Below are 26998 nucleotides of genomic sequence, written 5' to 3' on the forward strand. Positions count from 1 at the left end.
CCTCGTCCTCGACGGAGGTCCGCCATGCCCCTCGCTCGCCCGACGCTTCCGGTCGCCCTGCTGCTCGCCGGCCTGCCCATTTCGGCACTGGCACAGGCACAAGCTCCCGACCTCACGGGGACTGGCGGCGGTCCCACGACCACGATCACCGCGCCCTACACCAACCGGGAGGGCGTGACGAAGCCGCCGGGCGCGGCGCTCGGCCCCCGCGACATGTCCTCGGCCGCAGCAGAGCGCCGAGAAGAGCGCGTGATCGATCGCATCGAGAACAGCATCTGCACCGGCTGCGAGGATTGAGCGCGCGCCGGTCGATCCCTGCCGGCGCCGGGGGTCTCACTCTCCCCCACGACGGCACGGGGGCTTCATAGGTCCCCGGCCTGATCGACCGAAAAGCCGCCTCACGCCGGCTCGGCGCCCTCCAGATAGTCGCTCGGCGCCCGCACCGGCGCGCTGCGCAGCAGCGTGTAGAGGAAGGGCACGAAGAGCAGGGTCGCGGGCGTGCCGAAGGCGATGCCCCCCATCACCGCGCGGGCGAGCGCCGCGTTCTGCTCGCCGCCCTCGCCGGTGCCGAGCGCCATCGGGATCAGTCCGAGGAACATCGCTCCCGCCGTCATCAGAACCGGGCGCAGGCGCGTGTCGCCCGCGAGCAGCGCCGCCTCGGCGGCCGAGCAGCCCGTGGCCTCCCGGTGCTCGCGCGCGAAGGTGACGAGCAGGATCGAGTTCGCGGACGCGATGCCCACCGACATGATCGCCCCGAACAGCGAGGGAATCGAGAAGCTCGTGCCCGTGACGAAGAGGCTGAAGACGATGCCGCAGAAGGCGAGCGGGAGCGCGAGCAGCACCACGAAGGGATCGCCCCAGCTCTGATAGTTCACCGCCATCAGCAGGTAGACGGCGACCAGCGCGATCGAGAGGCCGATGCCGAGCCGGAAGAAGGCCGAATCCATGTTCTCGATCTGGCCGCGCACCGTGATCTTGTCGGGCGCCGGCAGGTTCTTCTGCTCGTCGTCCACGATCTTCCGGATCTCGGCCGCTACCGAGCCGAGATCGGAATCCTGCACGGAGGCGTAGACGTTGAAGGTCGGCGCGGTGTTGACGTGGTTGATCACCGTCTGGATGCCCTGCCGGCGGAAGTCGGCCACGCTTGAGAGGAGCGTGAGCACGCCCGGCTGGTCGCCCTCGCCCCGAACCATCAGCGGCGTGTTGCGCAAGCTCGTCAGCGAGTCGTTGCGGTACTCCGGCGTCTGCACCCAGAGCTGGTAGGGGATGCCGGTCTTCGGGTCCGACCAGAAGTTCGGTGTGACCTGGAAGGAGCCGGCGAGCGAGACGTTGAGCCCCTGGGCGATCTGCTGCTGCGTCAGGCCGAGTTCCGAGGCGAGACGGCGATCGACGTCCACGAAGAATTGCGGCGTGCCGACGATCTGGTGCAGGTGCACGTCGACGGCGCCCGGCACTTCCTTGAGACGGCGCACAATGTTCTGGGCGACCGCGAGGTCCTTCTCGGTGTTGCGGCCGGAGACCTGGATGTCGATCTGCGCCAGCGTGCCGAAATTGAGGATCTGGGTGATGATGTCGGAGGGCTGGGTGTAGACGACGAGGTCGGGAAAGCGCTCCCGCAGGACCTCCCGCAGGCGCTTGGTGTAGAGCGCCGTCGAGCCGTGACCCTCCTTCAGGCTGATCAGCATCTGGCCGTCATTGTAGGCCACGAAGGAGCCGTCCGAGAACGCGAAGTTGTAGTTGTTCGAGGGCAGGCCGATATTGTCGAGCACCTGCTCGATCTCACCCTCGGGGATCACCTCCCGCACCACGCCCTGCACCGCCGCGAAGGTCTGCACGGCGGTCTCGATGCGCATGCCGGGGCGGGTGCGCAGGTGCAGAGTGATCTGGCTCGACGCGACCTGCGGGAAGTAGTCCCGGCCGACGAAGGTGAAGAGCACGCCCGTCCCGGCGAAGATAAGGCCGACGAAGACGAGCGTGACCACGCGCCGCCGCAGGACCGCGTGCAGCAGCCCGAGATAGCCGCGGTGGAAGCGACTGAACCGCGCCTCGAACCCGTGCCGGAAGGCGCCGGCCGCCCGAAAGACCGGCCGCCCGACGAGCCCGAGCGCCCGCCCGATCCGGGTGCGGGGCGGCTCCGTGCCGCCGCCGTGGTGCTGCGCGTATTCCCGCGCCACGAGCACGTCGATCAGCACCGGCACCAGGGTGCGCGACAGGAGATAGGAGGTCAGCATCGCGAACACGACCGCGAGCGCCTGGGGGGTGAACAGGTAGCGGGGCGTGTCGGCGAGCGCGAAGACCGAGGTGAAGGCGGCGCAGATCGAGAGCGTCGAGATCAGCGTCGGCTTGGCGATGCTGGCCGCGCCCTCGACCACGGATTTCCGGAAGGGCTCGCCCTCCTCGAACAGCCGGTAGGTGTTCTCGACCGCGACCGTGGCGTCGTCCACCAGGATGCCGATGGCGAGGGCGAGGCCGCCCAGCGTCATCACGTTGATGGTCTGGCCGAGCGCGGCCAGCACCGCCAGCGAGGTGAGGATCGAGAGCGGGATCGAGATCAGCACCACCAGCGTCGAGCGCCAGGAGCCGAGGAAGAGCAGGATGGTGAGACCGGTGAGGCCCGCCGCGATCATCGCCTCGTGCAGCACGCCCTCGATCGCCGCCGTGACGAAGACCGACTGGTCGAAGAGCGGCGTGATCTGCAGGCCCTCGGGCGCCGCCGCGCGGATCTCCGGCAGCGCCTTCTTGACGTTGTTGACGACGTCAAGCGTCGAGGCGGTGCCGTTCTTGAACACCCGCATCAGCACCGACTGGATGCCGTCCGCCCGCACCACGTTGACCTGAGGGGGACCGCCGTCGCGGACCTGGGCGACATCGCGCACCAGCACCGGCTGGCCCGCCACCGTCTTGATCGGCAGGGTGTTCAGCGCCTCGATGGCGTCGGGCGTGGCGTTGAGCTGGATCGGGTATTGCTGCTCGCCGATCTTTGCGAGGCCGGAGGGGACAGTGAGGTTCTGGGCCGTGATCGCGTTGGTGACGTCCAGCGCCGTCAGCCCGAGCGCCTGGAGGGCGTGCAGGTCGAGATCGACCATGATCTGGCGCGGCGTGCCGCCGAAGGGCGAGGGCAGCGTCGAGCCCGGCACCTGGGTCAGGCGCTGGCGGATGCGGTACTGGGCGTAGTCGTTGACCTTGGTCAGGCTCTCCTTCGTGGAGGTGAGCGCGAGTTGGATCACCGGCACCGAGGAGGCGGAGAAGCGCAGCACGATCGGCGGCTGAATGCCCGGCGGCATCGCCGCGCGGATCGAGTTCATCGCCGAGACGGTCTGGGAGATCGCCAGATCGATGCTGACCGCGTCGTCGAAATAGATCTTCTGGATCGCCGTGCCCTGCAGGGTGGTCGATTCCATCCGCTTGATGTTGTTGACGTTGTTGGAGAGCGAGAACTCCGCGTAGGTGGTGACGCGCCGCTCCATCTCGGGCGTCGAGAGGCCCGTATAGGTCCAGACCACCACGACGACCGGGATGTCGACGACGGGGAGCACGTCCTTCGGCGTCGTCACGACCGCCGCCGCGCCACCGAGCATCATCAGCACGGCGAGCACGTAGACGGTGATGCGGAACTTCAGCGCGTACTGAACGAGGCCCATGTCGCTACCGGATCCCGGGCGATGTCCGAGCCCGGCGATTCAACCAGCGATACGATTGTTTCCGCAGAATGTCCGCCCCCTCGGATGGGGACCGGCCGGGCCCCGTGACGCGGGATCCGCCTCAGCCCAGCAGGGCGTCCTTGTCCACGTCCAGGCTCGCGGCGATCTCGCTAAGCGCCCGGTGCTCGGTCTCCTTGATGCCGCCGGCATCGGCGACATCCGCCGCAATCAGGAAGATGTCCTGGCGCTGCTCGACCGGGCGGTCGGCCACCGCCTCGACGAGGCGCAAATTCTCGACCCGGCCAGCGCGGGTCTTGGCCCGGGCGATGCCTTCATAGAGTTCCTGCTCGATGCGGAGGGTGTCGTAGGACTTCTCGAGGATCGGGTTGGCGCGCATGCCAGCGATGGCCGACTCGACCTCCTCCTCGGCGATGTCGCCGTCGGCCACGATCACGTTGGCCGCGGCCGACACCGCAGCCTCGAGGAATACCGCGTCGCCCGCGTAGGACATGATCGTGCGGCCGAAGCGAAGGATTGCGTCCTGTAGGATGCTCATGCGGTTCTCCCGCGGTGGAAGGACGGCGATTGTCCCGGCCGAGTCAAGACCCGCAGCCGGGAGACACGTCAGGTGATGGTCTCGTGGCCAGGCCAGTCGCGACCGAGATGGCTCGCCACCTGGGCGGGATCGTCGCCCACCGCGGCCACCGCGGCGATCACCTGCTCCACCGGCACCATGAAGCGGCGCGCCCAGTAGGCCCTCTCCCAGGGCTCGGACGTGTTCACCGCCCGCGGCTCCGGCGCTTCGTCGGCGTGATCAGCCACCATCTCGCCCCCTATCGAATCGCGGGCACGAAAAACGCCCGCGCGTGAGAACGCACGGGCGCCGGTTTTCTTTCCGTGGCGGCCGAGACGGGCGTCAGCAGCAGCGGAAGCCGCTGGTGTTGCCGACGCCGAAGCGGGCATTCTCCCGGTTTCGGAAGAACTCCACCTCGCTCATCGGCCGCTGGTCCGGGTGGGTGCGGCGGATGTGCTCGGCATAGGCCGCGTAATCCCCCTGCCCCACCATCAGCCGGGCGCCGTCGCAGACGCATTTCTGCAGCGTCTTCCAGCGCTCCATCAGGCTCTGCGACGATCCCATGGCCTCACTCCGCAGGGACCGGACGGCCGCCCGCGGTCGCGTCGCTCTCGCGCGCCGTCCAGCCGACCGCGCGCAGCGCCCGGATGCAGGAGAGCACGCCGAAGGCGCCGATCGCCAGGACGAGGCCGATGAACACGACGGCGAGCGCCGCGTCGATCCGGTCGTTGAAGATGATCTGCGCCATCTGGTCGGCGTTCTTGGCCGGCGGCAGCACCTTTCCCTCGGCGGCGGCGGCCGCGTAGCGGTCGGCATGGGCCAGGAAGCCGATGCGCGGGTCGGCGGAGAAGATCTTCTGCCAGCCGGCCGTGAGGGTGCAGATGCAGAGCCACAGGGTCGGGATGATGGTGACGAAGGCGTAGCGCTCGCGCTTCATCTTGAAGATCACGACCGTGCAGAGCGTCAGCGCCACCGCGGCCAGCATCTGGTTCGAGATGCCGAAGAGCGGCCACAGGGTGTTGATGCCCCCGAGCGGGTCCGTCACGCCCTGATACAGGAAGTAGCCCCAGGCCCCGACTGCGATCGCCGTCGCCACGATGCTCGGCACCCACGAGGCCGTGTCCTTGAACGAGGGGACGGCTAGGCCGATCAGGTCCTGCACCATGAAGCGGCAGGCGCGCGTGCCCGCATCGACCGCCGTGAGGATGAACAGCGCCTCGAACAGGATCGCGAAGTGGTACCAGAAGGCCATCATGGCCTTGCCGCCCACCGCCGAGGAGATGATGTGCGCCATGCCGACCGCCAGCGTCGGGGCGCCGCCCGCGCGGGAGATGATGGTGTGCTCGCCGACATCCTGAGCGGTCTGGGTGATCGTCTCAGCGGTGATCGGGAAACCGAGCTTGGTCACCGCGGCGGCCGCGCTCTCAGGCGTGGTGCCGACGATCGCGGCGGGCGTGTTCATGGTGAAGTACACGCCGGGATCGATCACGCAGGCCGAGATCAGCGCCATGATGGCCACGAAGGATTCCATCAGCATGCCGCCGTAGCCGACGAAGCGGGCGTCCCGCTCGTTGGCGATCAGCTTCGGGGTGGTGCCGGACGAGATCAAGGAGTGGAATCCCGAGACCGAGCCGCACGCGATGGTGATGAACAGGAAGGGGAAGAGCTGGCCCGACCAGACGGGGCCGGTGCCGTCCACGAACTTCGTCATCGCCGGCATCTGCATGTGCGGGGCGACGACGGCGATGCCGAGCGCGAGGCCGACGATCGTGCCGATCTTGAGGAAGGTCGAGAGGTAGTCGCGCGGGGCGAGCAGCAGCCAGACCGGCAGGATCGATGCGACGAAGCCGTAGCCGATCAGCAGCCAGCAGAGCTGGGTGCCCGTGAAGGTGAAGGCCGGGCCCCAGACCGGGCTCGCGGCGACGTTCTGGCCGTAGATGATCGCGGCCATCAGCAGCACGAAGCCGATGATCGACACCTCGCCGATCCTGCCCGGGCGGATGTAGCGGGTGTAGATGCCCATCAGCATCGCGATCGGGATGGTCATCATCACCGTGAAGGTGCCCCAGGGGCTCTCGGCCAGCGCCTTCACGACGATCAGCGCCAGCACGGCGAGCAGGATCACCATGATCAGGAAGGTGCCGATGAGGGCGATGATGCCGGGGATCGTGCCGAGCTCCGAGCGGATCAGCTCGCCGAGCGAGCGCCCGTCGCGGCGCATCGAGACGAACAGGACCATGAAGTCCTGAACGGCGCCGGCCAGCACGACGCCGGCCAGGATCCAGAGCATGCCGGGCAGGTAGCCCATCTGGGCGGCGAGCACCGGGCCGACCAGCGGGCCCGCGCCCGCGATCGCCGCAAAGTGGTGGCCGAACAGCACGGTCTTGTTGGTGGGGACGTAGTCGAGGCCGTCGTTGTGGCGCACGGCCGGGGTCTCGCGCGCCGGGTCGAGGCGCATCACCTTCTCGGCGATGAAGAGCGAGTAGTAGCGGTAGGCGATGAGGTAGACGCAGACCGCCGCTACCACGAGCCAGAGCGCGTTGACGGCCTCGCCGCGCTCCACCGCGACGATGGAGAGTGCGGCGGCGCCGAGCGCCCCCACCAGGGCCCAGGGCCCGTGCTTGCTGATCGCGCCCATCGGCGTCCCACTCCACAAACCGGCTCTTCCGCGGCCGGCAAACTGCGCCCCTTCTGTCGCAAAATCGGGGTCGGGAGAACAGGGAGCGGTTAATTTTCGGGAACAAATCCGGCACCACCTCAAGCGGCATCGCTGGAGCGTGGGACCACTCGGCCGTGTGGTTTGACCGGCCGCACGGCCAAATCTAGACCGCTGGCGCCGGTTGGAATTTTGCGGGAGACGATACGATGGCGAAAGTTGCCTTTCTGGGCCTCGGTGTGATGGGAAGCCCGATGGCCGGCCACCTCGCGGCCAAGGGCCACGACGTCACGGTCTACAACCGCACCTCCGCGAAGGCCGAGGCCTGGGTGGCCAAGCACGGCGGCGCGCATGCGACGACGCCGCGTGAGGCCGCCCGTGGCGCCGAGATCGTCTTCGCTTGCGTGGGCAACGACGACGACCTGCGCAGCGTCGTGCTGGGCGCGGACGGCGCACTCGCCGGGATGGAGCGGGGCGCCACCTTCGTGGACCACACCACTGCCTCCGCCGAGGTGGCGCGCGAGCTCGCGGCCGCCGCCGCGGAAGCCGGGATCGGCTTCGTCGACGCGCCGGTCTCGGGCGGGCAGGCGGGCGCGGAGAACGGCGTGCTCACCGTGATGTGCGGGGGCGAGGCCGAGACCTACGCGAAGGTCGAGCCGGCAATCATGAGCTTCGCCCGCGCCTCCCGGCTGATGGGCCCGGCGGGTGCCGGACAGCTCACCAAGATGGTCAACCAGATCTGCATCGCGGGCCTTGTCCAGGGCCTGTCGGAGGGCGTGCACTTCGCCAAGCGCGCGGGCCTCGACGTGGAGGCGGTGCTGGAGGTGATCTCCAAGGGCGCGGCCGGCTCCTGGCAGATGGAGAACCGCGGCAAGACCATGAACGCGGGCACGTTCGACTTCGGCTTCGCGGTCGATTGGATGCGCAAGGATCTCGGCATCCTGCTCGACGAGGGCCGCCGCAACGGTGCCAAGCTCCCCGTCAGCGCCCTGGTGGACCAGTTCTACGCCGAGGTGCAGAGCATGGGCGGCGGCCGCTGGGACACGTCGAGCCTCGTCGCGCGGCTGGAGCGCTGAGCGTCGGCAGGACCTGCACCGTCGGATCCCACCCCGCTCTCCCTCCCCCGCAGACGGTGGAGGGAGGGCGTGGGGGGCACGCCGTCCGCAGGGACCGGCCCGCACTCGATCACCCCACCATCCGCCCCGCAGTCTCCGGATCGAGCCAGGCCCAGTCCGTCCCCATCTGGTTGCGGAACCACGTGAACTGGCGCTTGGCGTAGGCGCGTGTATCGGCCTGCCCACGGACGATGGCGTCCTCCAGGTCCATCGTTCCGTCGAGATAGGCGGTCAGCGCCGGCACCCCATGGGCCCGCATGATCGGCAGGAGCGGATCGAGCCGGCGCGCGCGCAGATGCGTCACCTCGTCCAGCGCGCCGCCCGCGATCATCGTGCGGAAGCGCGCGTCGATGCGGGCGCGCAGGACGTCGCGGTTCGGGGCGAGGAAGATCTTTCTCAGGGGCCGGCCGGCGAGCGGGCCGGGCACGCGCTCGCCCCGGAAGGCGGCGATGGGCCGGCCGGTCGCCGCCAGAATCTCCAGCGCCCGCAGGATCCGGGCGCGGTCGCTCGGGCGCAGAGCGGCAGCGCCCTCCGGGTCCTGCGCGGCGAGATCGGCGTGCAGCGCCTCGGTCGGACGGTCCGCGGCGCGGTCCCGCACCGCGGAGCGCACCGCCTCGGGCACCGGCGGCATCTCGGAAAAGCCCTCTTCCAGGGCGCGGAAATACAGACCTGTCCCGCCGCAGAAGACCGGCATCCGGCCGTCGAGCGCGGGGAGCAGCGCGGCGACGTCCCGCGCGAACTGCCCGGCCGAGTAGTTCACCGCCCCATCGACATGGCCGTAGAGCCTGTGGGGCACCCGGGCTTCCTCGGCCGCCTCGGGCCGCGCGGTGAGCACGCGCAGGTCCGCGTAGACCTGCATCGAGTCCGTGTTGATCACGACGCCGCCGTGCCGGAGGGCCAGGGCGGCGGCCAGCGCCGACTTGCCGGAGGCGGTCGGCCCTGCAATGAGGATCGCCGCCGGCCGGTCGCCGGGCGGCTCCAGTGACTCGACGCTTCCCGACACCAGCTTGGACTTCCTCCGATGACCCTCGTCGCGGTCCTGATATCAAACCCGCAGCGGCCCGCCATCACCGACGCGGTGCTGGCCGAGGCGCGGCGCGTTCTCGCGACCGAGCATCAGCCGCGCCCCCTGCACGGCGAGGTGGCCGCCGAGATCCTGGTGCCGGGCGCGCCCGCCGCGGCCCCGGCGCTGACCGAGCGGCTCCGCGCGGCGCTGGGCTCCGAGCCGATCGACCTCGCGGTGCTGCCGGCCGACGCCCACCGCCGCAAGCGCCTGTTCCTGGCCGACATGGACTCGACCATGATCGAGCAGGAATGCATCGACGAGCTGGCCGCCGAGGTCGGCCTGAAGGCGCATGTCGCGGCGATCACCGAGCGCGCGATGCGCGGCGAGATCGCCTTCGAGCCGGCTCTGCGCGAGCGCGTCGCCCTGCTGAAGGATCTGCCGATCGGCACGATCGACGGGCTGATCGCCGAGCGCATCACCCTGACCCCCGGGGGCCGCACCCTGGTGCGCACGCTGAGGGCGCACGGCGCACGCACCTGCCTCGTCTCGGGCGGCTTCACCCTGTTCACCGGCCCGGTCGCGGACACGATCGGCTTCGACGAGAACCACGCCAACCGTCTCGTGCTCGCGGGCGACAGGCTCGCCGGCACGGTTGAGGAGCCGATCGTGGGCAAGGAGGCGAAGCGCGCGACGCTCATCGATCTGCGCACCCGCCTCGGTCTCGATCCGGCCGAGACGCTCGCGGTCGGCGACGGCGCAAACGACCTCGACATGATCCGCGAGGCCGGCCTCGGCGTCGCCTTCCGGGCCAAGCCCGCGGTCGCGGAGGCCGCCCGCGTGCGCATCGACCACGGCGACCTGACGGCGCTGCTCTACCTGCAGGGCTACGCCGCGGCCGAGTTCGTCGAGTGACCGTCCGCCCGCGCCGGGTCATGCGCTGTCGGGCTTCGGACAAAGTGTAGCAGGCATACGATCCCGCGATCGAACGTTGACCGGCAAGACAGTCATCGCGTTCGACGAGGTTCGTATGGTCAAGCATTCTCTCCTGGTCGCGTCGGCGATTGCCGGCACGCTCACCCTGGTCCCGGCCGCCTCCGAGGCTCAGAACATCTCGGGCTTCCGTGGCGGCAACGCGCTCGCGGGCGGCTTCAGCGGCCCGGCCGCCGGCGGCGGCTTCGCCGGACGCGGCATCGGCGGCGGCTTCAGCGGCGGTGGCTTCAATCGCGGCGGTGTCGGGATCGGGGGCGGCGGCTTCAACCGCGGCGGCGTCGGAATCGGCGGGGGCGGCTTCAATCGCGGCGTCGGCTTCGGCGGTGCCGGTCTGGCCGGCCGCGGCTACGGCTTGAACCGGGGCTACGGGTTCAACCGTGGCTATTACGGCAATCGCTACGGGTACGGCTACGGCCGACGCGGCTACGGCCTCGGGGGCCTCGGCGTCGGTGTCGGGCTCGGCCTCGCGGGCGGCCTCGCGGCCAGCAGCCTCTACGGCGGCTACGGCTATCCGGGCTACGGTTACGATGACGGCTATTACGGCGGCTACGCGCCCGCCGGCTACGGCTACGCCCCGGTGAACTACGGCTACGCCGAGACGGAGACCGTCACCTCCGACAGCTCGGCCGAGGAGGCCTGTGCCCGCCGCTTCCGCACCTACGACCCGCGGACGGGCACCTACATCGCCAAGGGCGGCGTGCGGCGCTCCTGCCCCTGAGGCATCGGATCCGCCAGGTTGTCGGCCGGCCCCGTACGCGACGGCGTGCGGGGCCGTTCTTTACGTCGGGACGAGCGGGGGGCGCATGAGTGGTGAGGCGATCCATACCCTGAACCGGGCGCGGGCGAGCCTCGTGCGCGAACGCGACGCGCTGGCTCGGCGCATCGCCGGCATGGATCTGGCGCCCGTCACGATGGCCGAGGACCTCACCCGGATCCTCCTTGCCATCGAGGCCGTGGACCGGGCGCTGACGGCGGAGGGCCAGCCCTACCTGCCGCCGGACCTCGCACAGTCGACCTGACCGGTTCAGCCTCCGGTCACGCTCATGTGGCGCGGCACCGCCGCGGGCCGCTGGCGCGCGATGACGAAGTCGTGGCCCTTCGGCTTGCGGGCGATGGCGTCGATCACCGCCTGCGTCACGAGCGCGTCGTCGGACGAGGCGCGGAGCGCCGCGCGCAGGTCGGCCGCGTCCTCCTGGCCGAGGCACATGTAGAGTTTGCCGGTGCAGGTCAGGCGCACCCGGTTGCAGCTCTCGCAGAAATTGTGCGTCAGCGGCGTGATGAAGCCGAGCCGGCCGCCCGTCTCCTCGACCCGGACGTAGCGGGCCGGGCCGCCGGTGCGGTCGGGCAGCGGGGTCAAGGTCCAGCGCTCCTCCAGGCGCTGCCGCGCCACCGAGAGCGGCAGGAACTGATCGGTGCGGTCGCCCTCGACTTCGCCGAGCGGCATGACCTCGATCAGGGTCATCTCCATGCCGAGCCCGTGGGCCCAGGCGATCATGTCAGCGATCTCGTGCTCGTTGACGCCCTTCAGCGCCACCGCGTTGATCTTCACCTTGATGCCGGCGTCGCGCGCGGCCGCGATCCCGTCGAGCACGACCTTGAGGTCGCCGCGCCGGGTGATCGCCCGGAACTTGTCCGGGTCGAGAGTGTCCAGCGAGACGTTCACGCGGCGCACGCCGAGATCGGCGAGTTCACCGGCGAAGCGGCCGAGCTGAGTGCCGTTGGTGGTCAGCGTCAGCTCCTGCAGCGCCCCCGAATCGAGGTGGCGCGAGAGCCGCCGGAACAGGTGCATGATGTCGCGCCGGACCAACGGTTCGCCGCCGGTGATGCGGAGCTTGCGCACGCCCCGCGCGATGAACACGCCGCAGAGCCGATCCAGCTCCTCCAGCGTGAGCAGGTCGCGCTTGGGCAGGAAGTTCATCTCCTCCGCCATGCAGTAGACGCAGCGGAGATCGCAGCGATCCGTCACCGAGATGCGCAGATAGGTGATCGCCCGCTGGAACGGGTCGATCAGCGGCATCACGGGCGCTGCGGTGTCGGTGCGCGGACCCCACATATGGGACTCGGTGCTCTGCTGCGGGAGGGAAGAGGCGTCGCGTGACGAACCTAGCATGTCTTGGCATATGAGGGGACGCGCGCCCCGGAGCAAGCGTGGGCACGGAACCGTTCCAGGGAGATTCGAGCGTGAGTGAGGAACGCTGGCCGACCGAGATCCGCCTGTCCGCGGACAGGCGCGTCCTCAAACTGGCCTTCGACGACGGCGGCCACTTCGATCTGCCGGCCGAGTACCTGCGGGTCTCGAGCCCGTCCGCCGAGGTGCAGGGCCACTCGCCGGCCGAGCGCAAGATCATCGGCGGCAAGCGCAACGTGGAGATCCTGTCGGTGCAGCCGATCGGCAACTACGCGGTGAAGCTCGCTTTCGACGACATGCACGACACCGGCATCTACGGCTGGGGCTACCTCCACGAGTTGGGGGCGCAGTATTGCAGTCGCTGGCAGAGCTATCTGAAAGAACTCGCCGAGCGCGGTCTCGACCGCGACACGCGCGGGCAGGCGGATCTCAAGGCGAAGGCCGCCCAGGGCGGCGGGTGCGGCGGCGGCTCCTGCGGCTGCCACTGAGACCGCATCCGCTCAATCGCGAGGGCCTCCCCCCGCGCAGCGAGGGTTCCAGCATCGTCCGGACGAGAACAAGAAATGGGCCGGCATCTCTGCCGGCCCCCTCGAAAACAACGGTTCGCCCGCGCCTCAGCGCTGGACGATGACCTTCGTGCCGACCTTGGCGCGGGTGTAGAGGTCGGTGACGTCCTCGTTGGTCATGCGGATGCAGCCGGAGGAGACGGCGGTGCCGATGGTCTCCGGCTCGTTCGAGCCGTGGATGCGGTAGATGGAGCCGCCGAGATACATCGCGCGGGCGCCGAGCGGGTTCTCGAGGCCGCCCTTCATGTAGCGCGGCAGGTCGGGCCGGCGGCGCAGCATGGTGGCCGGCGGGCGCCAATCCGGCCACTCGCGCTTCATCGTGATGGTCTGCACGCCGCCCCAGGTGAAGCCCGGACGGCCGACGCCTACGCCGTAGCGCAGGGCCTGACCACCGCCGAGCACGTAGTAGAGCCGCCGCTCGGCAGTCGAGACCACGATGGTGCCGGCGCCGTAGGGGCCGCTATAGGCGACCGTCTCACGCGGGATCGCCGACATCTGCGGCACCGTCGCGGCCAGCGGGTCGGCCGAGTTGAGCGAGGCGTTGGCGACCGGCACGGCGACGGTCTCGACGGCCTGCGGGCGCACGCGCACCGTCAGGGCATTGTCGAGGGGCTGACGGGTCAGCGGATCGATCTCGTAGGCGAGCGCGGGCGATGCCCAGGCCGCAGCAGCGCAGGCGAGCCCGACGAGGGCGGTGGCGGAACGACGCATCGAGGTCTCTCGAAGGCAGGCGGGAAGTTCGGGGACGCGACAGGTGTCGGCATGCACGATGGCGCGCGACGTCTCGCCAACGGGTAAACGACCCCCGCGCAAAGCCAAGCTTGAAACCAGCCCCGGCCACGCTTCCGCCGCGCTCGTGACCCCGTGGCAACACTGTGGCAGCTTAGCCGTAAGACGGGAATAAAGCGCCGCTCCCGCCCGAAAGGCGACAGGCTCGGCATAATGTATACAATCATCGCGCGAAGAGGGCTGATCTGGACGGCGAATCACGGTTGAGTGATCGCGCCCGTCCCCTGAGACCGCGGGCCACCTCAGAAGCGCGCGATCCTCCCGCGGCCGTCCTCGCGGAGGCGCGCGCGTCTTTCTCAGGTCAGGCGTCCAGGCCCAGATCGATGATCGCGGCGCTGTGGGTGATCCATCCGCAGGAGATCAGGTCCACGCCCGAGGCCGCCACGGCGCCCACCGTCTCGCGGGTGATGCGGCCCGAGGCCTCGGAGAGGGCCCGGCCGTCGATCATCGCGACAGCGCGGGCGAGCGTCGCCGGATCCATGTTGTCGAGGAGCACCGCGTCGGCCCCGACGGAGAGCGCCTCTTCGAGCTGGGCCAGCGTGTCGACCTCGACCTCGATCTTCACGAGATGGCCGGCGCGCGCTCGCGCCCGCTCGATCGCCGGCACGATGCCGCCCGCGACCGCAACGTGGTTGTCCTTGATCAGCACCGCGTCGTCGAGGCCGAAGCGGTGGTTCGAGCCGCCGCCGGCGCGCACGGCGTGCTTCTCCAGGGCGCGCAGGCCCGGCGTGGTCTTGCGGGTGCAGACGATGGCGGCCTTGCCGTGCGGGCGCGCGGCCTCCACCAGCCCGGCGGTGGCGGTGGCGACCCCCGAGAGGCGGCAGAGCAGGTTGAGGGCGACGCGCTCGGCGGTGAGGATGGCGCGCGCCGGGCCGTCGAGGCGGAGCACCACGTCGCCGGGCGCGACGCGGGCGCCGTCCGGCCGCTCGACCGTGACGGAGACCGCCGGGTCGATCAGCTCAAATGCGATCCGGGCGCAGTCCACGCCCGCAATCACGCCGTTCTGGCGCGCGCCGATCACGCCCTGGAGGCGGGCCTCGGGCGGCACGATCGCGTCCGTGGTGATGTCGCCCGCCCGGCCGAGATCCTCCAGCAGGGCAGCGCGCACGACAGGCTCCACGAGGAGCCGCGGGAGAGGGACAAGGTCGGTCATCGGGCCAGGGCCTCCGCGGCCGCGCGGGCCGCCGGTTCGATCTCGGCCAGCACGGTGCCGAGGGTGATCTCGCTGTGGCGGGCGGGCGCCGACCCGCTGAAGTCGCTGCGCCAGTGCGCGCCGCGGCTCTCGCGCCGGCCGAGCGCCGTGTGGGCGACGAGGAGCGCCACGAGAGCAGCGTCGCAGGTCGGGCTCAGCGGCGCGAGGCGGGCGACGGCCTCGCGCAGGCCGGCCTCGTCCCGCACCACGCCGACCCGGGCCTCCATCAGAGCGCGGATCGGGGCGAGGTCGCCGGACGCGCGCGGCGGCGTCGCCTCGGGCAGGGCCGGGCCGGACGCCGCGTCGAGCCCGTCCGCGACGAAGCCCGCGTACGCGAGCCCTTCGAGGAGCGAGTTGCTGGCGAGCCGATTCGCGCCGTGCAGCCCCGTGGAGGCCACCTCGCCGCAGGCGTAGAGCCCCGGCACCGAGGTGGCGCCGCGGGCGTCCACCTTCACGCCGCCCATGTGGTAGTGCGCCGCCGGGCGCACGGGGATCGCCTGCACGGCCGGGTCGATGCCGGCCTCCGCGCAGAGCGCCGCCACGGTGGGGAAGCGCGTCGCCATGCGGCTGCCCAGCGCCCCGCGCGTGTCGAGATGGACGGTGCGGCCCCGGGCCAGCGCCCCGAAGATGCCGCGCGCCACCACGTCCCGGGGCGCGAGGTCGCCGCCCGCGACGCCGGCCATCACCGGCTCGCCGTGCTCGTCCACGAGCCGGGCGCCCTCCCCCCGCAGCGCCTCGGTGGCGAGCGGCATCGGGTCGGCGCCGGCCGCGATGGCGGTCGGGTGGAACTGCACGAATTCCATGTCGCGCATCACGGCGCCCGCCCGCGCGGCGAGCGCGAGGCCGCGGCCCGTGGCGCCACGCGGGTTGGTGGTCGCGGCGTAGAGTGCGCCGAGCCCGCCGGTGGCCAGCACCACGGCCCGGGCCGGGATGCGAAAGGGCACGCCGTCCCGCGCGCAGACCACGCCCGCGACGGCGCCGTCCGCGTCGCGCAGAAGGTCGCGGACCGTGGCGACCACGACCTCGACCGAGGGCGCGGCCTGGACGGCGCGCACCAGACCTTCGAGCACGCGGGCGCCCGTGGCGTCGCCGCCCGCCCGCACGATACGTCGCCGCCCGTGCGCCGCTTCGAGGCCGAGCGCGAGCGCCCCGTCCTCGGCCCGATCGAAGGCGACACCGATGCCGCGCAGCCAGTCGATCAGGTGCGGGCCCTCGGCGGCGACGCGCGCGGCGACCTCGGGCTCGCTCAGGCCGGCGCCCGCCGCCAGCGTGTCGGCGGCATGGAGTTCGGCCGCGTCGTCGGCGCCGATCGCGGCGGCGATGCCGCCCTGCGCCCAGCCGGTGGCGGTGCCGAGCCCGAGCGGGCTCGCGCTGACGAGGGTCACGGGGCGCGGCGCGAGGCGCAGGGCCGTCGCGAGGCCGGCCACGCCCGCGCCGACCACGACGACGCGGTCGGCTGGGTTGCGGGTGAGCGCGTTCATCGGGCGCGCACCGCCAGCATCCGCTCCACCGCCGCCCGCGCCCGCTCGGCCAGGGCCGGATCGACCGTCACCTCGTGGGTCATCGTCTCAAGGGCGCGGCGGATGTTCTTCAGGCTCATCCGCTTCATGTGCGGGCACATGTTGCAGGGCTTGATGAACTCGATGTCGGGGTTCTGCGCCGCGATGTTGTCGGCCATCGAGCACTCGGTGACGAGCACGACCTGAGCCGGCCGCTTCTCGATGACGAAGTTCATCATCATGGCGGTCGAGCCCGAGAAGTCGGACTCGGCCACGACGTCCGGCGGACATTCGGGATGCGCGATCACCGTGACGCCCGGATAGCTCTCGCGCACGTCGCGGATGTCGGCGGGCGTGAAGCGCTCATGCACCTCGCAATGCCCGGCCCAGGTCAGGATCTCGACCTCCGGCACCTCGGCCTGGACGTTCTGGGCGAGGAACTCGTCGGGAATCATCAGCACCCGCGGAGCGTTCAGCGAGCGCACGACCTCAACCGCGTTGCCGGAGGTGCAGCAGAGGTCGGACTCGGCCTTCACCGCCGCCGAGGTGTTCACGTAGGTCACGATCGGCACGCCCGGATAGCGGGCGCGCAGGCCGCGCACGTCCTCCGCCGTGATCGAGTCGGCGAGCGAGCAGCCGGCGCCCATGTCGGGGATCAGCACGGTCTTGGCCGGGTTCAGGAGCTTGGCCGTCTCGGCCATGAAGTGCACGCCCGCCAGCACGATCACGTCGGCATCGACGCTCACCGCCTCTCGGGCGAGCGCGAGGCTGTCGCCCACAATGTCCGCGACCGTATGGAAGATCTCGGGCGCCTGGTAGTTGTGGGCCAGGATCACCGCGTTCCTCTCGCGCTTGAGCCGCAGGATCGCCTCGATGTCGGGGGCGAGTGCCGGCCACTCGATCGCCGGCACGTGCCGGCTGACGCGGGCGAAGATCTCCGGAAGCGGCAGGGATTGCGGGGCCAAGCCGCCCGGAACGGGGCCGCGGGAGACAGGTTGACTGGTCGCCGCCATGGCGTCCTCCATTATGCTCATTTTGAGCATTGCGCCGCCTAACTTAGGCGGGCCGGCCGCGTCTGTCCAGATATGCTGAGACTGAGCATAACGGTTTTGCGACGCACTGTTATGGTGCGGTGCGAGCCTCGATCCGCGCACGGACACCCCGCAGCTCGGCCACGGCAGCCCGGACGCGAGCAGCCCGAGGTCCCTCCCATCGAGTTGCACGGGGTTGCTGCGGCGCAGCGTGTTCACGTTGATTCGGGCGTCATAAACAAGGGTTAAGCGAGCCACTTGCGGGCCGCGCGCAAGCAAATACCCAAAAGTTCCAGCATAGGTCGAATATTTGCAGGAAATCTTGAGACAGGACCGGTAACCTATGTTGCTGCAGCGCCTCCGGCATGGAGCGACAACAGGACGATCACCGAGGGAGCGGCGCCACCGCTTCTCGATCACCGTTCCAGCGCACGAGGTCCGATGTCCGGCAAGATCTGTCTGACAGACACAGCCGTAGCCGCTGCGCCCGCCCTGTCCGAGGGGATCCGCCAGCATCTCGGCACGCAGCTTCAGGAAGCCTACGCGGCCCTGCGGCTCGAACCGCCCTCCGCCCGAATCGCGGACCTCGTCGCCACGCTCGACGCGGCCCTGGCCAAGGCGCAGGACGCGGACGAGCGGGCCTTCCGCGCCGGCCTGCTGGAGGCGGTGCCGAGCCTGCACAACTTCGCGGTCTCGCTGACCCGCAATCCGACCGCGGCGGACGACCTCGTGCAGGATACCCTGCTGCGGGCATGGCGCAGCCGGGGGAGCTTCAAGGCCGGCACGAATCTCGGCGCGTGGCTGTTCACGATCATGCGCAACGCCTTCTACAGCGTCCACCGCAAGCAGGCCCGCGAGGTCTCGGACACGGACGGCGACCACGCCGCCCGCCTCGCGACCGTCCCGGCGCAGGGCGGCCATCTCGACCTTCAGGACGTGCAGGCGGCCCTGGAGCGCCTGCCGGCCGTGATGCGCGAGGCGCTGATCCTGGTCGCGGTCGAGAACGCCTCGTACGAGGAGGCGGCCGAGATCCTGAAGTGCCGAATCGGCACCGTGAAGAGCCGCGTCTGGCGCGCCCGGGACCAGCTTGCGCACATGCTGGGCTACTCAGGCGCCGAGGTCGGCGCCGATCACCTCACGCTCTCGGCCCTCGGGCACGAAGGGCTCGCCGCAGAGATCTGAACGGGGCGTAGGACCGCTGCGCAGGCCCGGCGGTCCGGACGCCCCGGTGCTCCGGGTGTGACGCCGTTCCCACTGCTCTGCGGCGAGACGAGCCGCACCGCAGCCCATGAGGCCGGACATCCGCGCGGTCCCGAGCCCGTGTCATGCGGCTTCCGGGTGAGACCGCACCATCGCGCGACGAGCCATCACGGGTCCGCGCCATCCGAGGATGGACGGAAGGGCCCCGGCTCGGTCGCCTCGCGAAGCGGCGCCTCAGCCCTCGCCGTCCTCCACCTCGATGCCGTGCTCGGCCAGAATCCAGAAGATCGCCTCTAGGTCCTCCGCCGAGACGTCGCGCGGGGGCAGCGCCTCCTCGAGATCCTCGTAGGTCAGGGCTCGGCTGCGCTGGCGCTCGGCCTTGGCCAGCAGCGCGTCCACCGCCCGGCGGATGTCGGCGGGCAGCGCGTCGAGGCTCGGCAAGCGGTAGGTGAAGGCCGGGCGGAGCGCCGCTTCGAGCAAGCCGTCGATGATCGCCTGGCGACGCGCGTGCGCGTCGTCCCGATCCGGCTGGTCCTTCTTGGTCGGCCGCTTGCCCATGCGGCTGATCTAGACCGCCGCCGCCCGGCGTCGAGTCCTCTCCGCGACGTCGGCTATCCGACGCCGACCGGGCGCTTCGTCACCGCCGGCACCCGCATGGTGACGAGCTCCTCGGCAGCCGTCGGGTGGACCGCCACGGTGCGGTCGAAATCGGCCTTGGTCGCCCCCATGGTGACCGCGATGCCGACCGCCTGGATGATCTCGCCCGCGTCGTGCCCGACGACGTGGACGCCGACCACCCGGTCGCTCTCCGGCTCGACCAGCACCTTCATCAGCACCCGCTCCTGCCGGCCCGACAGCGTCGCCATCATCGGCCGGAAGGCCGCGCGGTAGACGTCGATGGCGCCGTAGCAGGCCCGCGCCGTGTCCTCGTTGTGGCCCACCACGCCGATCTCGGGCGTGGAGAATACCGCGGTCGGGATCAGGCGGTGATCGACCTGCGCGGGCTTGCCCCCGAACACCGTGTCGGCGAAGGCGTGGCCCTCGCGGATCGCGATCGGCGTGAGGTTCGCCCGGTTGGTGACGTCGCCAACCGCGTAGATCGAGGGCACGCGGGTCTGCGACCACGCATCGACCGGGATCGCCCCGGCGCTGTCCAGTTCGATGCCGACCCGCTCCAGCCCGAGCCCGGCGACGTTCGGGCGCCGGCCGGTCGCGACCAGCACCTGATCGACCACGAGGCTCGTTCCGTCGTCGAGGGTGGCGCGGATGCCGCCCTCCGCCCGCTCCAACCGCTGCAGGGTGCGGCCGAGGCGCAGGTCCATGCGCTGCGCGTAGGCCTCGCCCAGCGCGTCGCGCACCTCCTCGTCGAAGCCGCGCAAGAGTTTCGCACCCCGGTGCAGCAGGGTGGTCTTGGAGCCGAGGCCTGCGAAGACACCCGCGAATTCCACCGCGATGTAGCCGCCGCCGACGACGAGGATGCGCTCGGGCAGGCTCTCCAGCTCGAACACCTCGTTCGAGGTGATGCCGAGCTCGCCCCCCGGGATCGCCGGCTCCTTCACCGGATGGGCACCCACCGCCACGAGGATGTGGGCCGCGGTGATGCGGCGGTCGGACTGGACCAGCCGGACCGTGTGCGGGTCCTCGATCACGGCGCGCTCAGGATGGATCTCGACCCCGGCGCGGATCAGGTTGGCGTCGTAGATGCCCTCCAGCCGCGTCACCTCGGCGTCGCGGCGCTGCTTCAGAACCGACCAGTCGAAGCGGGGCTGCCCGACGCTCCAGCCGAAGCCCGCCGCGTCCTCGAAGGCGTCGCTGAACCGGCCGGCATAGACCATCAGCTTCTTCGGCACGCAGCCGCGGATCACGCATGTGCCGCCGACCCGGTACTCCTCGGCGAGCCGCACCCGGGCACCGTAGCCGGCCGCGATCCGCGCCGCCCGCACGCCGCCCGAGCCGCCGCCGATGACGAAGAGGTCGCAGTCGAAGTCGCTCATGCGGATCCGCTCTCGGGTTTCGTCGCCTCGCGCAGCCACGTGATGGCAGCGCCGAGCGACGCCGTCCACCACGCCGCCCAGGCATTGTGCTCCACGAAGGCGATCGCCGCCGCCGCCGCCGCGAGGCCGAGCGCGGCCACCGCCTCGGGCCGGCGCAGTCCCACGACCGGGCGCAGACCCAGGAAGAGCGCGAGCGCCAGCAGCACGGCGCCGGGCAGGCCGAGCTCCGCCCAGACCTGGAGAAACGTGTTGTGCGGGTGCCCGACCGCCAGCATCGGCCGCAGCTCCGGATCGATGCGGGCGGCGACCGGCGTCTCGGCGAAGCGTGGCGCCACGCCGAACCCCGCCCCGCGCCACGGATCGGCGGCGACCGCCGCGCCGAAGCTCCGCGCGATGGCGACGCGGGCGCGGGAGGAGGACTGGACCAGCCGCGCGTGGGCGGCCTCGGGCATCAGCCGCTCCAGCAGGTCGCCCTCGACGGGGGCGAGCGCCACCGCGAGGCCGAGGCCGAGCCCGGCGATGCCGACCGCGATCCGCCGGGGCAGGATCGCCGCGAGCGCCGCCATGGCGAGGCCGGCGATCAGCCCCATCGCGGCGGCGCCGCTGATCGAGCGGAGCGCGCCGACCATCGCGAGGCCGAGCGCCAGAGCCGCGAGGACGCGCCGCCCGCGCCGCCACAGCACCAGCGCGACGGGCCCGGTCAGCAGCACCAGGGTCATGGCCGGGCGGTTGAACACGAAGGCGGCGTCGCGCTGCCCGAGCCAGGCCTGCACCCGGAGGTCGGTGGCGAGGCTCGCCGCCATGACGAGCGCCGCCAGCACGACGGATGCGCAGGCGAGCGGGCCGGCGAAGGCCGGGATCCGTCCCGGCGCGAGCCGGACGAGCAGGACAGCGGCGAGGAGCGTCGGCGCGAACTCGGAGAGCGCCCGGAGTGAGACGGCGGGGAACGGCGTCCAGGCGAAGGAGGCGAGCGCCCAGGCCATGAGCGCCAGCCCGACGAGCCCGAGCGGCGCGCGGAGGGCCGCCGCGAGTTCCCGGGCCGCCCCCAAAGCATCCTCGGCGAGCCGCCCGGCCAGGAAGCACAGGGCCGCCACCGCGACGAGAGCCGGGCTAGACCGGTTGGCGAGCGCCATCGCCAGCGGCACCAGGGCGAGCGCGGCGCCGCCCGCACCGTAGAGGCGCGCGCTCGCCGGATGGGTCGGGCTCACCGGTTACTGGAGCTGGTGGCCGCGCTTGCCGAGCTCCGCGCGCACCCGCACCATCACGTATTCGGAGACCTCCTGGGTCCAGCTCTGCATGGCCTGGACCATCTCGTCGAGCACGGCGGGCTGGGACTCGACGTAGCGCTTGCCCGCGGGCGAGCGGAAGAAGGCCGCGATGTCCTTCAGCTCCGCCTCGGTGAGCTTGTCGGCGTAGATCTTGGCCGCGGTGTCGACCATGCGCTGCTTCTGCAGCTCCATCTCGGGCTGGAGCGCCGCCAGGACCTCGTTGAGGTCCTTGGCGAGTTCCGGCCGGGTCACCGCCTGCTGGCGGATCTGGTCGGCGAAGGCCGGGATGATCGAGTCGAACGAGCGGGCGATCCCCGACGAGAGCATCACCTCGCGGGCGAGCGCGAGGTGGTTCGCGTTCGGCGCGGCGGGCGCGGGCTGGGCGGCGGGCGCGGCCGGCCTCGCGGCGGGCTTCGGCGCCTGGGCGCTGGCGAGGCCCGGCAGGGCGGCGGCGAGGATCGCCAGGGCGGCGGCGAGGCGGCGGGTCATGGAAGCCTATCCGTGGAGGGTCGCATGCGGGGCGGGGGCGCGCTCAGCCGATCCGGCCCAGCACGGTGACGTGCGCCTGTCCGGCCCGGTCCTCGGCGAGGATCGCGGCGGTGGCGAGCCCGAGGAACAGCCCGTGCTCGACCACGCCCGGCACCGCCCAGAGCCCGGCCGAGAGCGCCTCGGGATCGTGGATCGCGCCGAGATGGGCGTCGAGGATGTGGTGGCCGCCATCGGTGACGAGGGGCGCGCCGTCCGGGGCGAGGCGCGGCCGGACCGCGCCGGTGCAGCCCGCGCGGGCGATGGCGGCCTCGACGGCGATGCGGGTGGCGGTGCGGCCGAAGGGGTTCACCTCGATCGGCAGCGGGAAGGCGCCGAGCGTGGCGACACGCTTGGCCGCGTCGGCGATCACCACCATGCGGGTGCTGGCGAACGCCACGATCTTCTCGCGCAGGAGCGCCGCCCCGCCGCCCTTGATCAGGCGGAGCTGCCCGTCGACCTCGTCGGCCCCGTCGATCGTCAGGTCGAGCTGGGGCATCTCGTCGAGGGTGGCGAGGCGGATGCCCTCGGCCTCGGCCTGGATGCGGGTGGCCTCGGAGGTCGGCACGCCGACGACGTCGAGCCCGTCGCGCACCCGCGCGCCGAGGAGGGTTACGAAGGCCGCGGCCGTGGAGCCGGTGCCGAGCCCGAGCTTCATGCCCGGCTCGACGAGGTCGAGGGCGCGGGCGGCGGCGGCGCGGCGCAGGTCGGGCCCGCTCAACGGGAGGCTCCGGCGGGGCTGGGGCGGGTCATCGGCGACAATCCCTGGCGCGATCGAAGATCGTGGCAAGATCCCTGGCGAGATCCAATTCGGCGGGCCCTAGCACGGCCGCGCCGGGATCGGAACGGCCGTCGGGCGAGAGTGCGGGGGCTTCGTCAGGGCGAGCCTCAAGGACGGCCTCCCTGCGCCGGCGTGGCGCCCGCCCCCGCCCGGCCCGGGGCGGGGGGCGCCGCCTCGGCGGCGGCCTCGGCCGGCGGGTTGGCCTGCTGGGTGCAGACCACCTGCTCCTTCTTCACCAGCACGAAGCAGATGCTCATCTCGCCGGTGCGGTAATTGACCCGGAACACGCCGGCCTCGCGGGTGTGGCGGGTGGCCACCAGCCCGTACTCGGAGGGCGTCTGCGGCCCCGCGCCCTCGCCGGCCGCGAAGCAGACGGTGAGGCCGATGCCGCCGCCGCTCTCCTGAAGGCCGTACTGGCAGGAGGTGACCTCGCCCGTCACCTTGTCGACCCGGTACATCCGGTTCAGGTCGGCCTGGGGTGCGGGCACGAACTCGTAGGAGGCGGCCGAGGCCCCCGTCGTGGCGAGGCCGAGAAGGAGGAGGGCGAGCGGGACGCGACGGGTCATGGGGCCGGATCTCGAGAGGGGAGCCCCCGTGTCGGCGGAATTTCGGGCACGAGTGGGGCGCGCGGGGGCCGGCGCGCGGGAGCGGGCGGACGCCCTGCGCGCGGTCAGCGCGGGTTGCCCCCGCCGCGCCGCACCGCTAGCGAGGGCGCGGTCCGCCGAATCCGAGAGCACCGATGTCCCTCCCCCCGATCGCCGTGTTCGACCTCGACGGCACCCTCGCCGAGACGGCGGGCGACCTCATCGGCACGCTGAACGCGCTCCTCACGCGCGAGGGTCTGCCGGAACTGCCGCTGGCGGAGGCGCGCGACCTGATCGGCGCGGGCGCCAAGGCGCTGATCGCGCGGGGCTTCGCGGTGGCCGGGGCGACGCTGACGCCGGAGCGGCACGACCAGCTCTTCCTCGACTTCATCGCGCATTACGGCCGCCACATCTGCGAGAAGTCCTACCTCTATCCGGGCCTCATCGAGGCGCTCGACCGGCTGGAGGCGGAGGGCTTCCGGCTGGCGGTGTGCACCAACAAGGTCGAGGGCCTCGCCGTCGATCTCCTGGAAAAGCTCGGCATCGCGGGGCGCTTCGCGGCGATCTGCGGGCGCGAGACCTTCCCGTTCCACAAGCCCGACCCGCGCCACATCACGCAGACCATCGCGCGCGCCGGGGGCGATCCCGCCCGCGCCGTGATGGTGGGCGACTCGCGCGCCGACATCGACGCCGCCAAGGCCGCGGGCGTGCCGGTGGTGGCCGTCACCTTCGGCTACACCGACACGCCGGTCGACCAGCTCGGGCCGGACCGGGTCATCTCGGACTTCGCGGAGCTCGTGGGGGCCGTCGAGGCGCTGGTGCCGCGCAAGGCGGCCTGAGGCGCATCCGCGTCCGGATCGACGGACGGGCGGGGCTGCGCGGGGGACGACGCGCGGGAGCGCGCCATCCCGCGCTTCTCGCGCAAGCAGGAACGCCCGGGGGGCCCCCCGTGCGGCTCCGCGACCGGCGCGGCCCGCCCGGAACGGGGCAAATCCAGCACTCGGCAATTTTCAGTTGTATTCACGGAGACCAGCTGCCCTGCAGCGGGATGAATTTCTTTTAATCTTTCGGACACGAAACACGAAAAGACATCCGGCGTTCTTCACCTGTAAATCAACCCCATCGAATTCGGGACATCAGTTCCCGACTTCGACAGAGATTGGAGACAGGATCATGAGCTATCGGAAATCTCTCGCCGCGGCTCTCGTTGCCACCACTGTTCTGAGCGGTGCGGCCTTCGCCGCCGATCAGGCCGCGCGGCCGGCGATGACGCAGGAGACCCAGGCCCAGCGGACGGCGGCCGCGGATGTCGGCAAGCTCTCCAAGGACGGCATCCAGGCGTTCCGCGACATGCACCTCGCCCGCCTCGCGATCTTCGACGCCGATCCGACGCAGGCGAAGGACCTGATCGGCAAGGCCCAGGCCGCGCTGACCAAGGCGAAGTCGGACGAGGCCGTGTTCATCAAGGCGGAGGCCGACCTCAAGAACACGGCGGATATGAGCGCGCTCCATAACGCGTCCGGCAAGGCGTCGGCCCAGACGAGCACCACGGCGGACAGCAAGGCCGACGCCAAGACGGCCTCCGCCGAGAAGGTCGCGTGGCTGCCCATCGACGCGCAGCTGACGCTGGGCGAGGACTTCGTGGCGACGCCCCAGAAGGCCGCGGCGGTGACCGACGCGAACGCCAGTCTCCAGAAGGGCGACAAGCAGGCCGCCCTCCAGAAGCTCAAGCTCGCCGACATCGACGTGAACTTCACGGTGGCGGTTCTGCCCCTCGACAAGACCGCGGCCGACGTGAACCAGGCCGCCACGCTGATCGACCAGGGCAAGTACTACGAGGCCAACGCGCTCCTGAAGACCACGGAGAACCGGATGCGCTTCGACGTGATCGACGCGGTCGGCGCCCCGAAGGCCGCTGCGGCAACGACCAACGCGAAGGCCGCGCCGAACACCACCGGCTCCACGCAGAGCGGCACGCCGGCCAAGTAACCGGGCCGGTCCGCGACCGGGCCGCCCTCCGGCGGCCCGGTCGCCGAGGGGGCGGGCGGGGCCATACGCTCCCCGCATCGTGGACGGGGCGCGCCCGGCAATCCGGGCGCGCCCCGTCCTGCTCGCCTGTCCTACTCGACCGCGTGGTCGTCCCCGGCGAGCGCGAGACGGCGCAGGTCCTCGAGCGCGCGCGCCAAGCCGTCGCGCGGCGGCACCGCGAGGGCGAGCCGCACGGCGTTCGGGGCGTGGCCCGGGTTCACCGCGAAGGAGGCCGCCGGGATCAGCGCGATGCCGCGGCGCAGCGCCGCCGCCGCGAAGGCCTCCGCCCGCCAGGTCTCGGGCAGTTCCAGCCAGAGATGGTAGGCGCTCGGATCGCCCGCGACCGCCAGGCCCGCGAGGCTCGCGCGGGCGATCACCTGGCGCGCCGCCGCGTCCGCCCGCTTGGCCGCGACGAGGCGCGCGGCCGAGCCGTCGCCCATCCACTGCACGCCGGCGGCCAGCGGCAGGCCCGTGGCCGACCAGCCGCCCTGCCGGACCGAGGCCGCGAGCCGGTCGACGAGGTCGGGCGGGCTCGCGATCAGCCCGATCGTCAGGCCCGGCATCACCCGCTTCGACAGGCTGTCGACCAGGATCGTGCGCGCGGGCGCCAGCGCCGCGATCGGGGCGGCGTCCGAGAGGAAGCCGTAGACCGTATCCTCGATCGCCGTGAGCCCGGTCCGGGCCAGCACCGCGGCGATCGCGGCGCGCCGGTCCGGCCCCATGGTGGCGCCCAGCGGATTCTGCAGCGTCGGCTGCAGGTAGAGGCCGGAGAGCGGCGTGGCGCGGTGCGCCTGCAGGATCGACTCGGGGCGCACGCCCTCCGCGTCCATCGCCAGCGGCACCAGCCCGATGCCGAGACGGGCCGCGATGCCCTTCACGACCGGGTAGGTCAGCGGCTCGCAGCCGATGCGCTCGCCCGGCGGCGCCAAGGCGGCCAGCGCGGCGGCCAGCCCCTGCCGCCCGTTGCCGGTGAAGAGCAGGCTGGCGGGATCGGGCGCGTAGCCGTCGCGGCCGAGGAAGGCGGCGGCGACCCGGCGGGCGGCGGGCGTCCCGGCCGGTCCGAACTGGTTCAGGGCCGCCTCCGCCCCACCCCCGCGCGCGAGCGCCGCCAGGGTCTCGGAGAGCAGAGCCTCCTGCTCGGGCAGGTGCGAGTGGGTGCGCTGGAGATCGACCGCGGCGGGCGGCGGTTCGGACTGGATCGGCCCGGGGCCGTTCAGGTCGGAGCGCACATAGGTGCCGCGCCCGACCTCGCCCGTGACCAGCCCGCGACGGGCGAGTTCCGCGTAGACCCGGCTCGCCGTCGAGACCGCGATGCCGCGGGCGTAGGCGAAGTCCCGCTGCGGCGGCAGACGATCGCCGGGCCTTAAACCGCCCGCGGCGATCTCTGCGGCCACTGCGTCGGCCACGTCCCGGAAATCGGCCGCCCGCATA

The 26998-nt window shown here is 71.6% G+C and carries 27 protein-coding genes; 9 read left to right on the forward strand and 18 right to left on the reverse strand.

Features of this window, described 5'->3' with window-relative positions; genetic code table 11:
- Positions 1 to 24: 24 nt before the first annotated feature.
- Complete coding sequence (locus MFF54_RS09535) at positions 25 to 297, forward strand: hypothetical protein (RefSeq protein ID WP_238302371.1); 273 nt, start codon at positions 25 to 27, stop codon at positions 295 to 297.
- Between the two features lie 101 nt (positions 298 to 398).
- Here the strand turns inward: MFF54_RS09535 and MFF54_RS09540 are convergent, their stop codons facing one another.
- From MFF54_RS09540 to MFF54_RS09560, 5 genes are all read right to left on the reverse strand, one after another.
- Positions 399 to 3641 (reverse strand): efflux RND transporter permease subunit, encoded by a 3243-nt coding sequence (locus MFF54_RS09540; RefSeq protein ID WP_238302372.1) that lies wholly within the window; start codon positions 3639 to 3641, stop codon positions 399 to 401.
- A gap of 121 nt (positions 3642 to 3762) precedes the next feature.
- The gene (locus MFF54_RS09545; RefSeq protein ID WP_238302373.1) at positions 3763 to 4197 is read right to left on the reverse strand and encodes a tellurite resistance TerB family protein; all 435 of its coding nucleotides are present in this window, start codon (positions 4195 to 4197) and stop codon (positions 3763 to 3765) included.
- A 68-nt stretch (positions 4198 to 4265) separates the two neighbouring features.
- Entirely contained in the window at positions 4266 to 4466 is a 201-nt protein-coding gene (locus MFF54_RS09550) for a DUF3606 domain-containing protein (RefSeq protein WP_238302374.1), read from the reverse strand.
- Positions 4467 to 4557: 91 nt separating this feature from the next.
- Positions 4558 to 4779, reverse strand: a complete 222-nt coding sequence (locus MFF54_RS09555) for a YbdD/YjiX family protein (protein WP_238302375.1) — start codon at positions 4777 to 4779, stop codon at positions 4558 to 4560.
- Between the two features lie 4 nt (positions 4780 to 4783).
- Positions 4784 to 6853 carry a carbon starvation CstA family protein gene (locus MFF54_RS09560; protein WP_238302376.1) on the reverse strand — a complete coding sequence of 690 codons (2070 nt, stop codon included), beginning with the start codon at positions 6851 to 6853 and terminating at the stop codon, positions 4784 to 4786.
- A gap of 227 nt (positions 6854 to 7080) precedes the next feature.
- On the opposite strand from MFF54_RS09560, the gene MFF54_RS09565 reads away from it, so the two are divergent.
- Entirely contained in the window at positions 7081 to 7947 is an 867-nt protein-coding gene (locus tag MFF54_RS09565) for an NAD(P)-dependent oxidoreductase (RefSeq protein ID WP_238302377.1), read from the forward strand.
- A 109-nt stretch (positions 7948 to 8056) separates the two neighbouring features.
- Here the strand turns inward: MFF54_RS09565 and miaA are convergent, their stop codons facing one another.
- Positions 8057 to 8968 (reverse strand): tRNA (adenosine(37)-N6)-dimethylallyltransferase MiaA, encoded by a 912-nt coding sequence (gene miaA, locus MFF54_RS09570; RefSeq protein ID WP_238302456.1) that lies wholly within the window; start codon positions 8966 to 8968, stop codon positions 8057 to 8059.
- A 39-nt stretch (positions 8969 to 9007) separates the two neighbouring features.
- On the opposite strand from miaA, the gene serB reads away from it, so the two are divergent.
- From serB to MFF54_RS09585, 3 genes are all read left to right on the forward strand, one after another.
- Positions 9008 to 9904 (forward strand): phosphoserine phosphatase SerB, encoded by an 897-nt coding sequence (gene serB, locus MFF54_RS09575; RefSeq protein ID WP_238302378.1) that lies wholly within the window; start codon positions 9008 to 9010, stop codon positions 9902 to 9904.
- A gap of 115 nt (positions 9905 to 10019) precedes the next feature.
- Positions 10020 to 10700 (forward strand): BA14K family protein, encoded by a 681-nt coding sequence (locus MFF54_RS09580; protein WP_238302379.1) that lies wholly within the window; start codon positions 10020 to 10022, stop codon positions 10698 to 10700.
- 85 nt (positions 10701 to 10785) lie between these two features.
- Positions 10786 to 11001 carry a hypothetical protein gene (locus MFF54_RS09585; protein WP_238302380.1) on the forward strand — a complete coding sequence of 72 codons (216 nt, stop codon included), beginning with the start codon at positions 10786 to 10788 and terminating at the stop codon, positions 10999 to 11001.
- A gap of 5 nt (positions 11002 to 11006) precedes the next feature.
- On the opposite strand, the gene moaA is transcribed toward MFF54_RS09585, so the two are convergent.
- Complete coding sequence (moaA, locus tag MFF54_RS09590) at positions 11007 to 12035, reverse strand: GTP 3',8-cyclase MoaA (RefSeq protein ID WP_238302381.1); 1029 nt, start codon at positions 12033 to 12035, stop codon at positions 11007 to 11009.
- A gap of 128 nt (positions 12036 to 12163) precedes the next feature.
- Between moaA and MFF54_RS09595 the strand changes: the two genes are divergently transcribed.
- Positions 12164 to 12598 (forward strand): gamma-butyrobetaine hydroxylase family protein, encoded by a 435-nt coding sequence (locus MFF54_RS09595; RefSeq protein ID WP_238302382.1) that lies wholly within the window; start codon positions 12164 to 12166, stop codon positions 12596 to 12598.
- A 126-nt stretch (positions 12599 to 12724) separates the two neighbouring features.
- Here MFF54_RS09595 and MFF54_RS09600 read toward each other — a convergent pair whose 3' ends face one another.
- The 4 genes from MFF54_RS09600 to nadA all read right to left on the reverse strand — a co-directional run bounded on the left by MFF54_RS09600 (position 12725) and on the right by nadA (position 17169).
- Entirely contained in the window at positions 12725 to 13387 is a 663-nt protein-coding gene (locus tag MFF54_RS09600; RefSeq protein WP_238302383.1) for a L,D-transpeptidase, read from the reverse strand.
- 379 nt (positions 13388 to 13766) lie between these two features.
- Positions 13767 to 14618, reverse strand: coding sequence for a carboxylating nicotinate-nucleotide diphosphorylase (gene nadC / locus MFF54_RS09605; protein WP_238302384.1), 852 nt, complete (start codon positions 14616 to 14618; stop codon positions 13767 to 13769).
- Positions 14615 to 16138, reverse strand: a complete 1524-nt coding sequence (locus MFF54_RS09610; RefSeq protein ID WP_238302385.1) for an L-aspartate oxidase — start codon at positions 16136 to 16138, stop codon at positions 14615 to 14617. Before MFF54_RS09610 ends, nadC begins: the two co-directional genes overlap by 4 nt.
- Positions 16135 to 17169, reverse strand: coding sequence for a quinolinate synthase NadA (nadA, locus tag MFF54_RS09615; protein ID WP_238302386.1), 1035 nt, complete (start codon positions 17167 to 17169; stop codon positions 16135 to 16137). The genes MFF54_RS09610 and nadA overlap by 4 nt, the downstream gene beginning before the upstream one ends.
- Positions 17170 to 17628: 459 nt before the next feature.
- Between nadA and MFF54_RS09620 the strand changes: the two genes are divergently transcribed.
- Positions 17629 to 18369: a sigma-70 family RNA polymerase sigma factor gene (locus MFF54_RS09620; protein WP_238302387.1), complete on the forward strand. Its 741-nt coding sequence runs from the start codon at positions 17629 to 17631 to the stop codon at positions 18367 to 18369.
- Positions 18370 to 18621: 252 nt separating this feature from the next.
- Here the strand turns inward: MFF54_RS09620 and MFF54_RS09625 are convergent, their stop codons facing one another.
- From MFF54_RS09625 to MFF54_RS09650, 6 genes are all read right to left on the reverse strand, one after another.
- A complete protein-coding gene (locus tag MFF54_RS09625; RefSeq protein WP_238302388.1) occupies positions 18622 to 18945 on the reverse strand; it encodes an RNA polymerase sigma factor region1.1 domain-containing protein in 324 nt (107 codons plus the stop codon).
- A gap of 53 nt (positions 18946 to 18998) precedes the next feature.
- On the reverse strand, positions 18999 to 20381 hold the full coding sequence (gene gor, locus MFF54_RS09630; protein WP_238302389.1) for a glutathione-disulfide reductase: 1383 nt from the start codon (positions 20379 to 20381) through the stop codon (positions 18999 to 19001).
- Complete coding sequence (locus MFF54_RS09635) at positions 20378 to 21514, reverse strand: O-antigen ligase family protein (RefSeq protein WP_238302457.1); 1137 nt, start codon at positions 21512 to 21514, stop codon at positions 20378 to 20380. Before MFF54_RS09635 ends, gor begins: the two co-directional genes overlap by 4 nt.
- Positions 21515 to 21592: 78 nt before the next feature.
- On the reverse strand, positions 21593 to 22138 hold the full coding sequence (locus MFF54_RS09640; protein ID WP_238302390.1) for a DUF2059 domain-containing protein: 546 nt from the start codon (positions 22136 to 22138) through the stop codon (positions 21593 to 21595).
- Between the two features lie 43 nt (positions 22139 to 22181).
- Positions 22182 to 22895, reverse strand: a complete 714-nt coding sequence (gene rpiA / locus MFF54_RS09645) for a ribose-5-phosphate isomerase RpiA (RefSeq protein ID WP_238302391.1) — start codon at positions 22893 to 22895, stop codon at positions 22182 to 22184.
- Between the two features lie 167 nt (positions 22896 to 23062).
- Positions 23063 to 23521: a hypothetical protein gene (locus tag MFF54_RS09650; RefSeq protein WP_238302392.1), complete on the reverse strand. Its 459-nt coding sequence runs from the start codon at positions 23519 to 23521 to the stop codon at positions 23063 to 23065.
- A 173-nt stretch (positions 23522 to 23694) separates the two neighbouring features.
- On the opposite strand from MFF54_RS09650, the gene MFF54_RS09655 reads away from it, so the two are divergent.
- Both MFF54_RS09655 and MFF54_RS09660 read left to right on the forward strand, forming a co-directional pair.
- Entirely contained in the window at positions 23695 to 24378 is a 684-nt protein-coding gene (locus MFF54_RS09655; protein WP_238302393.1) for an HAD family hydrolase, read from the forward strand.
- Positions 24379 to 24712: 334 nt separating this feature from the next.
- Complete coding sequence (locus MFF54_RS09660) at positions 24713 to 25528, forward strand: YfdX family protein (RefSeq protein WP_238302394.1); 816 nt, start codon at positions 24713 to 24715, stop codon at positions 25526 to 25528.
- Positions 25529 to 25659: 131 nt separating this feature from the next.
- Here MFF54_RS09660 and MFF54_RS09665 read toward each other — a convergent pair whose 3' ends face one another.
- Positions 25660 to 26997 (reverse strand): aminotransferase-like domain-containing protein, encoded by a 1338-nt coding sequence (locus tag MFF54_RS09665; RefSeq protein ID WP_238302395.1) that lies wholly within the window; start codon positions 26995 to 26997, stop codon positions 25660 to 25662.
- Position 26998 lies beyond the last annotated feature (1 nt).

Origin of the sequence: Methylobacterium gregans (genome assembly GCF_022179245.1) — a bacterium.
GTDB classification, from domain to species: Bacteria; Pseudomonadota; Alphaproteobacteria; order Rhizobiales; family Beijerinckiaceae; genus Methylobacterium; species Methylobacterium gregans.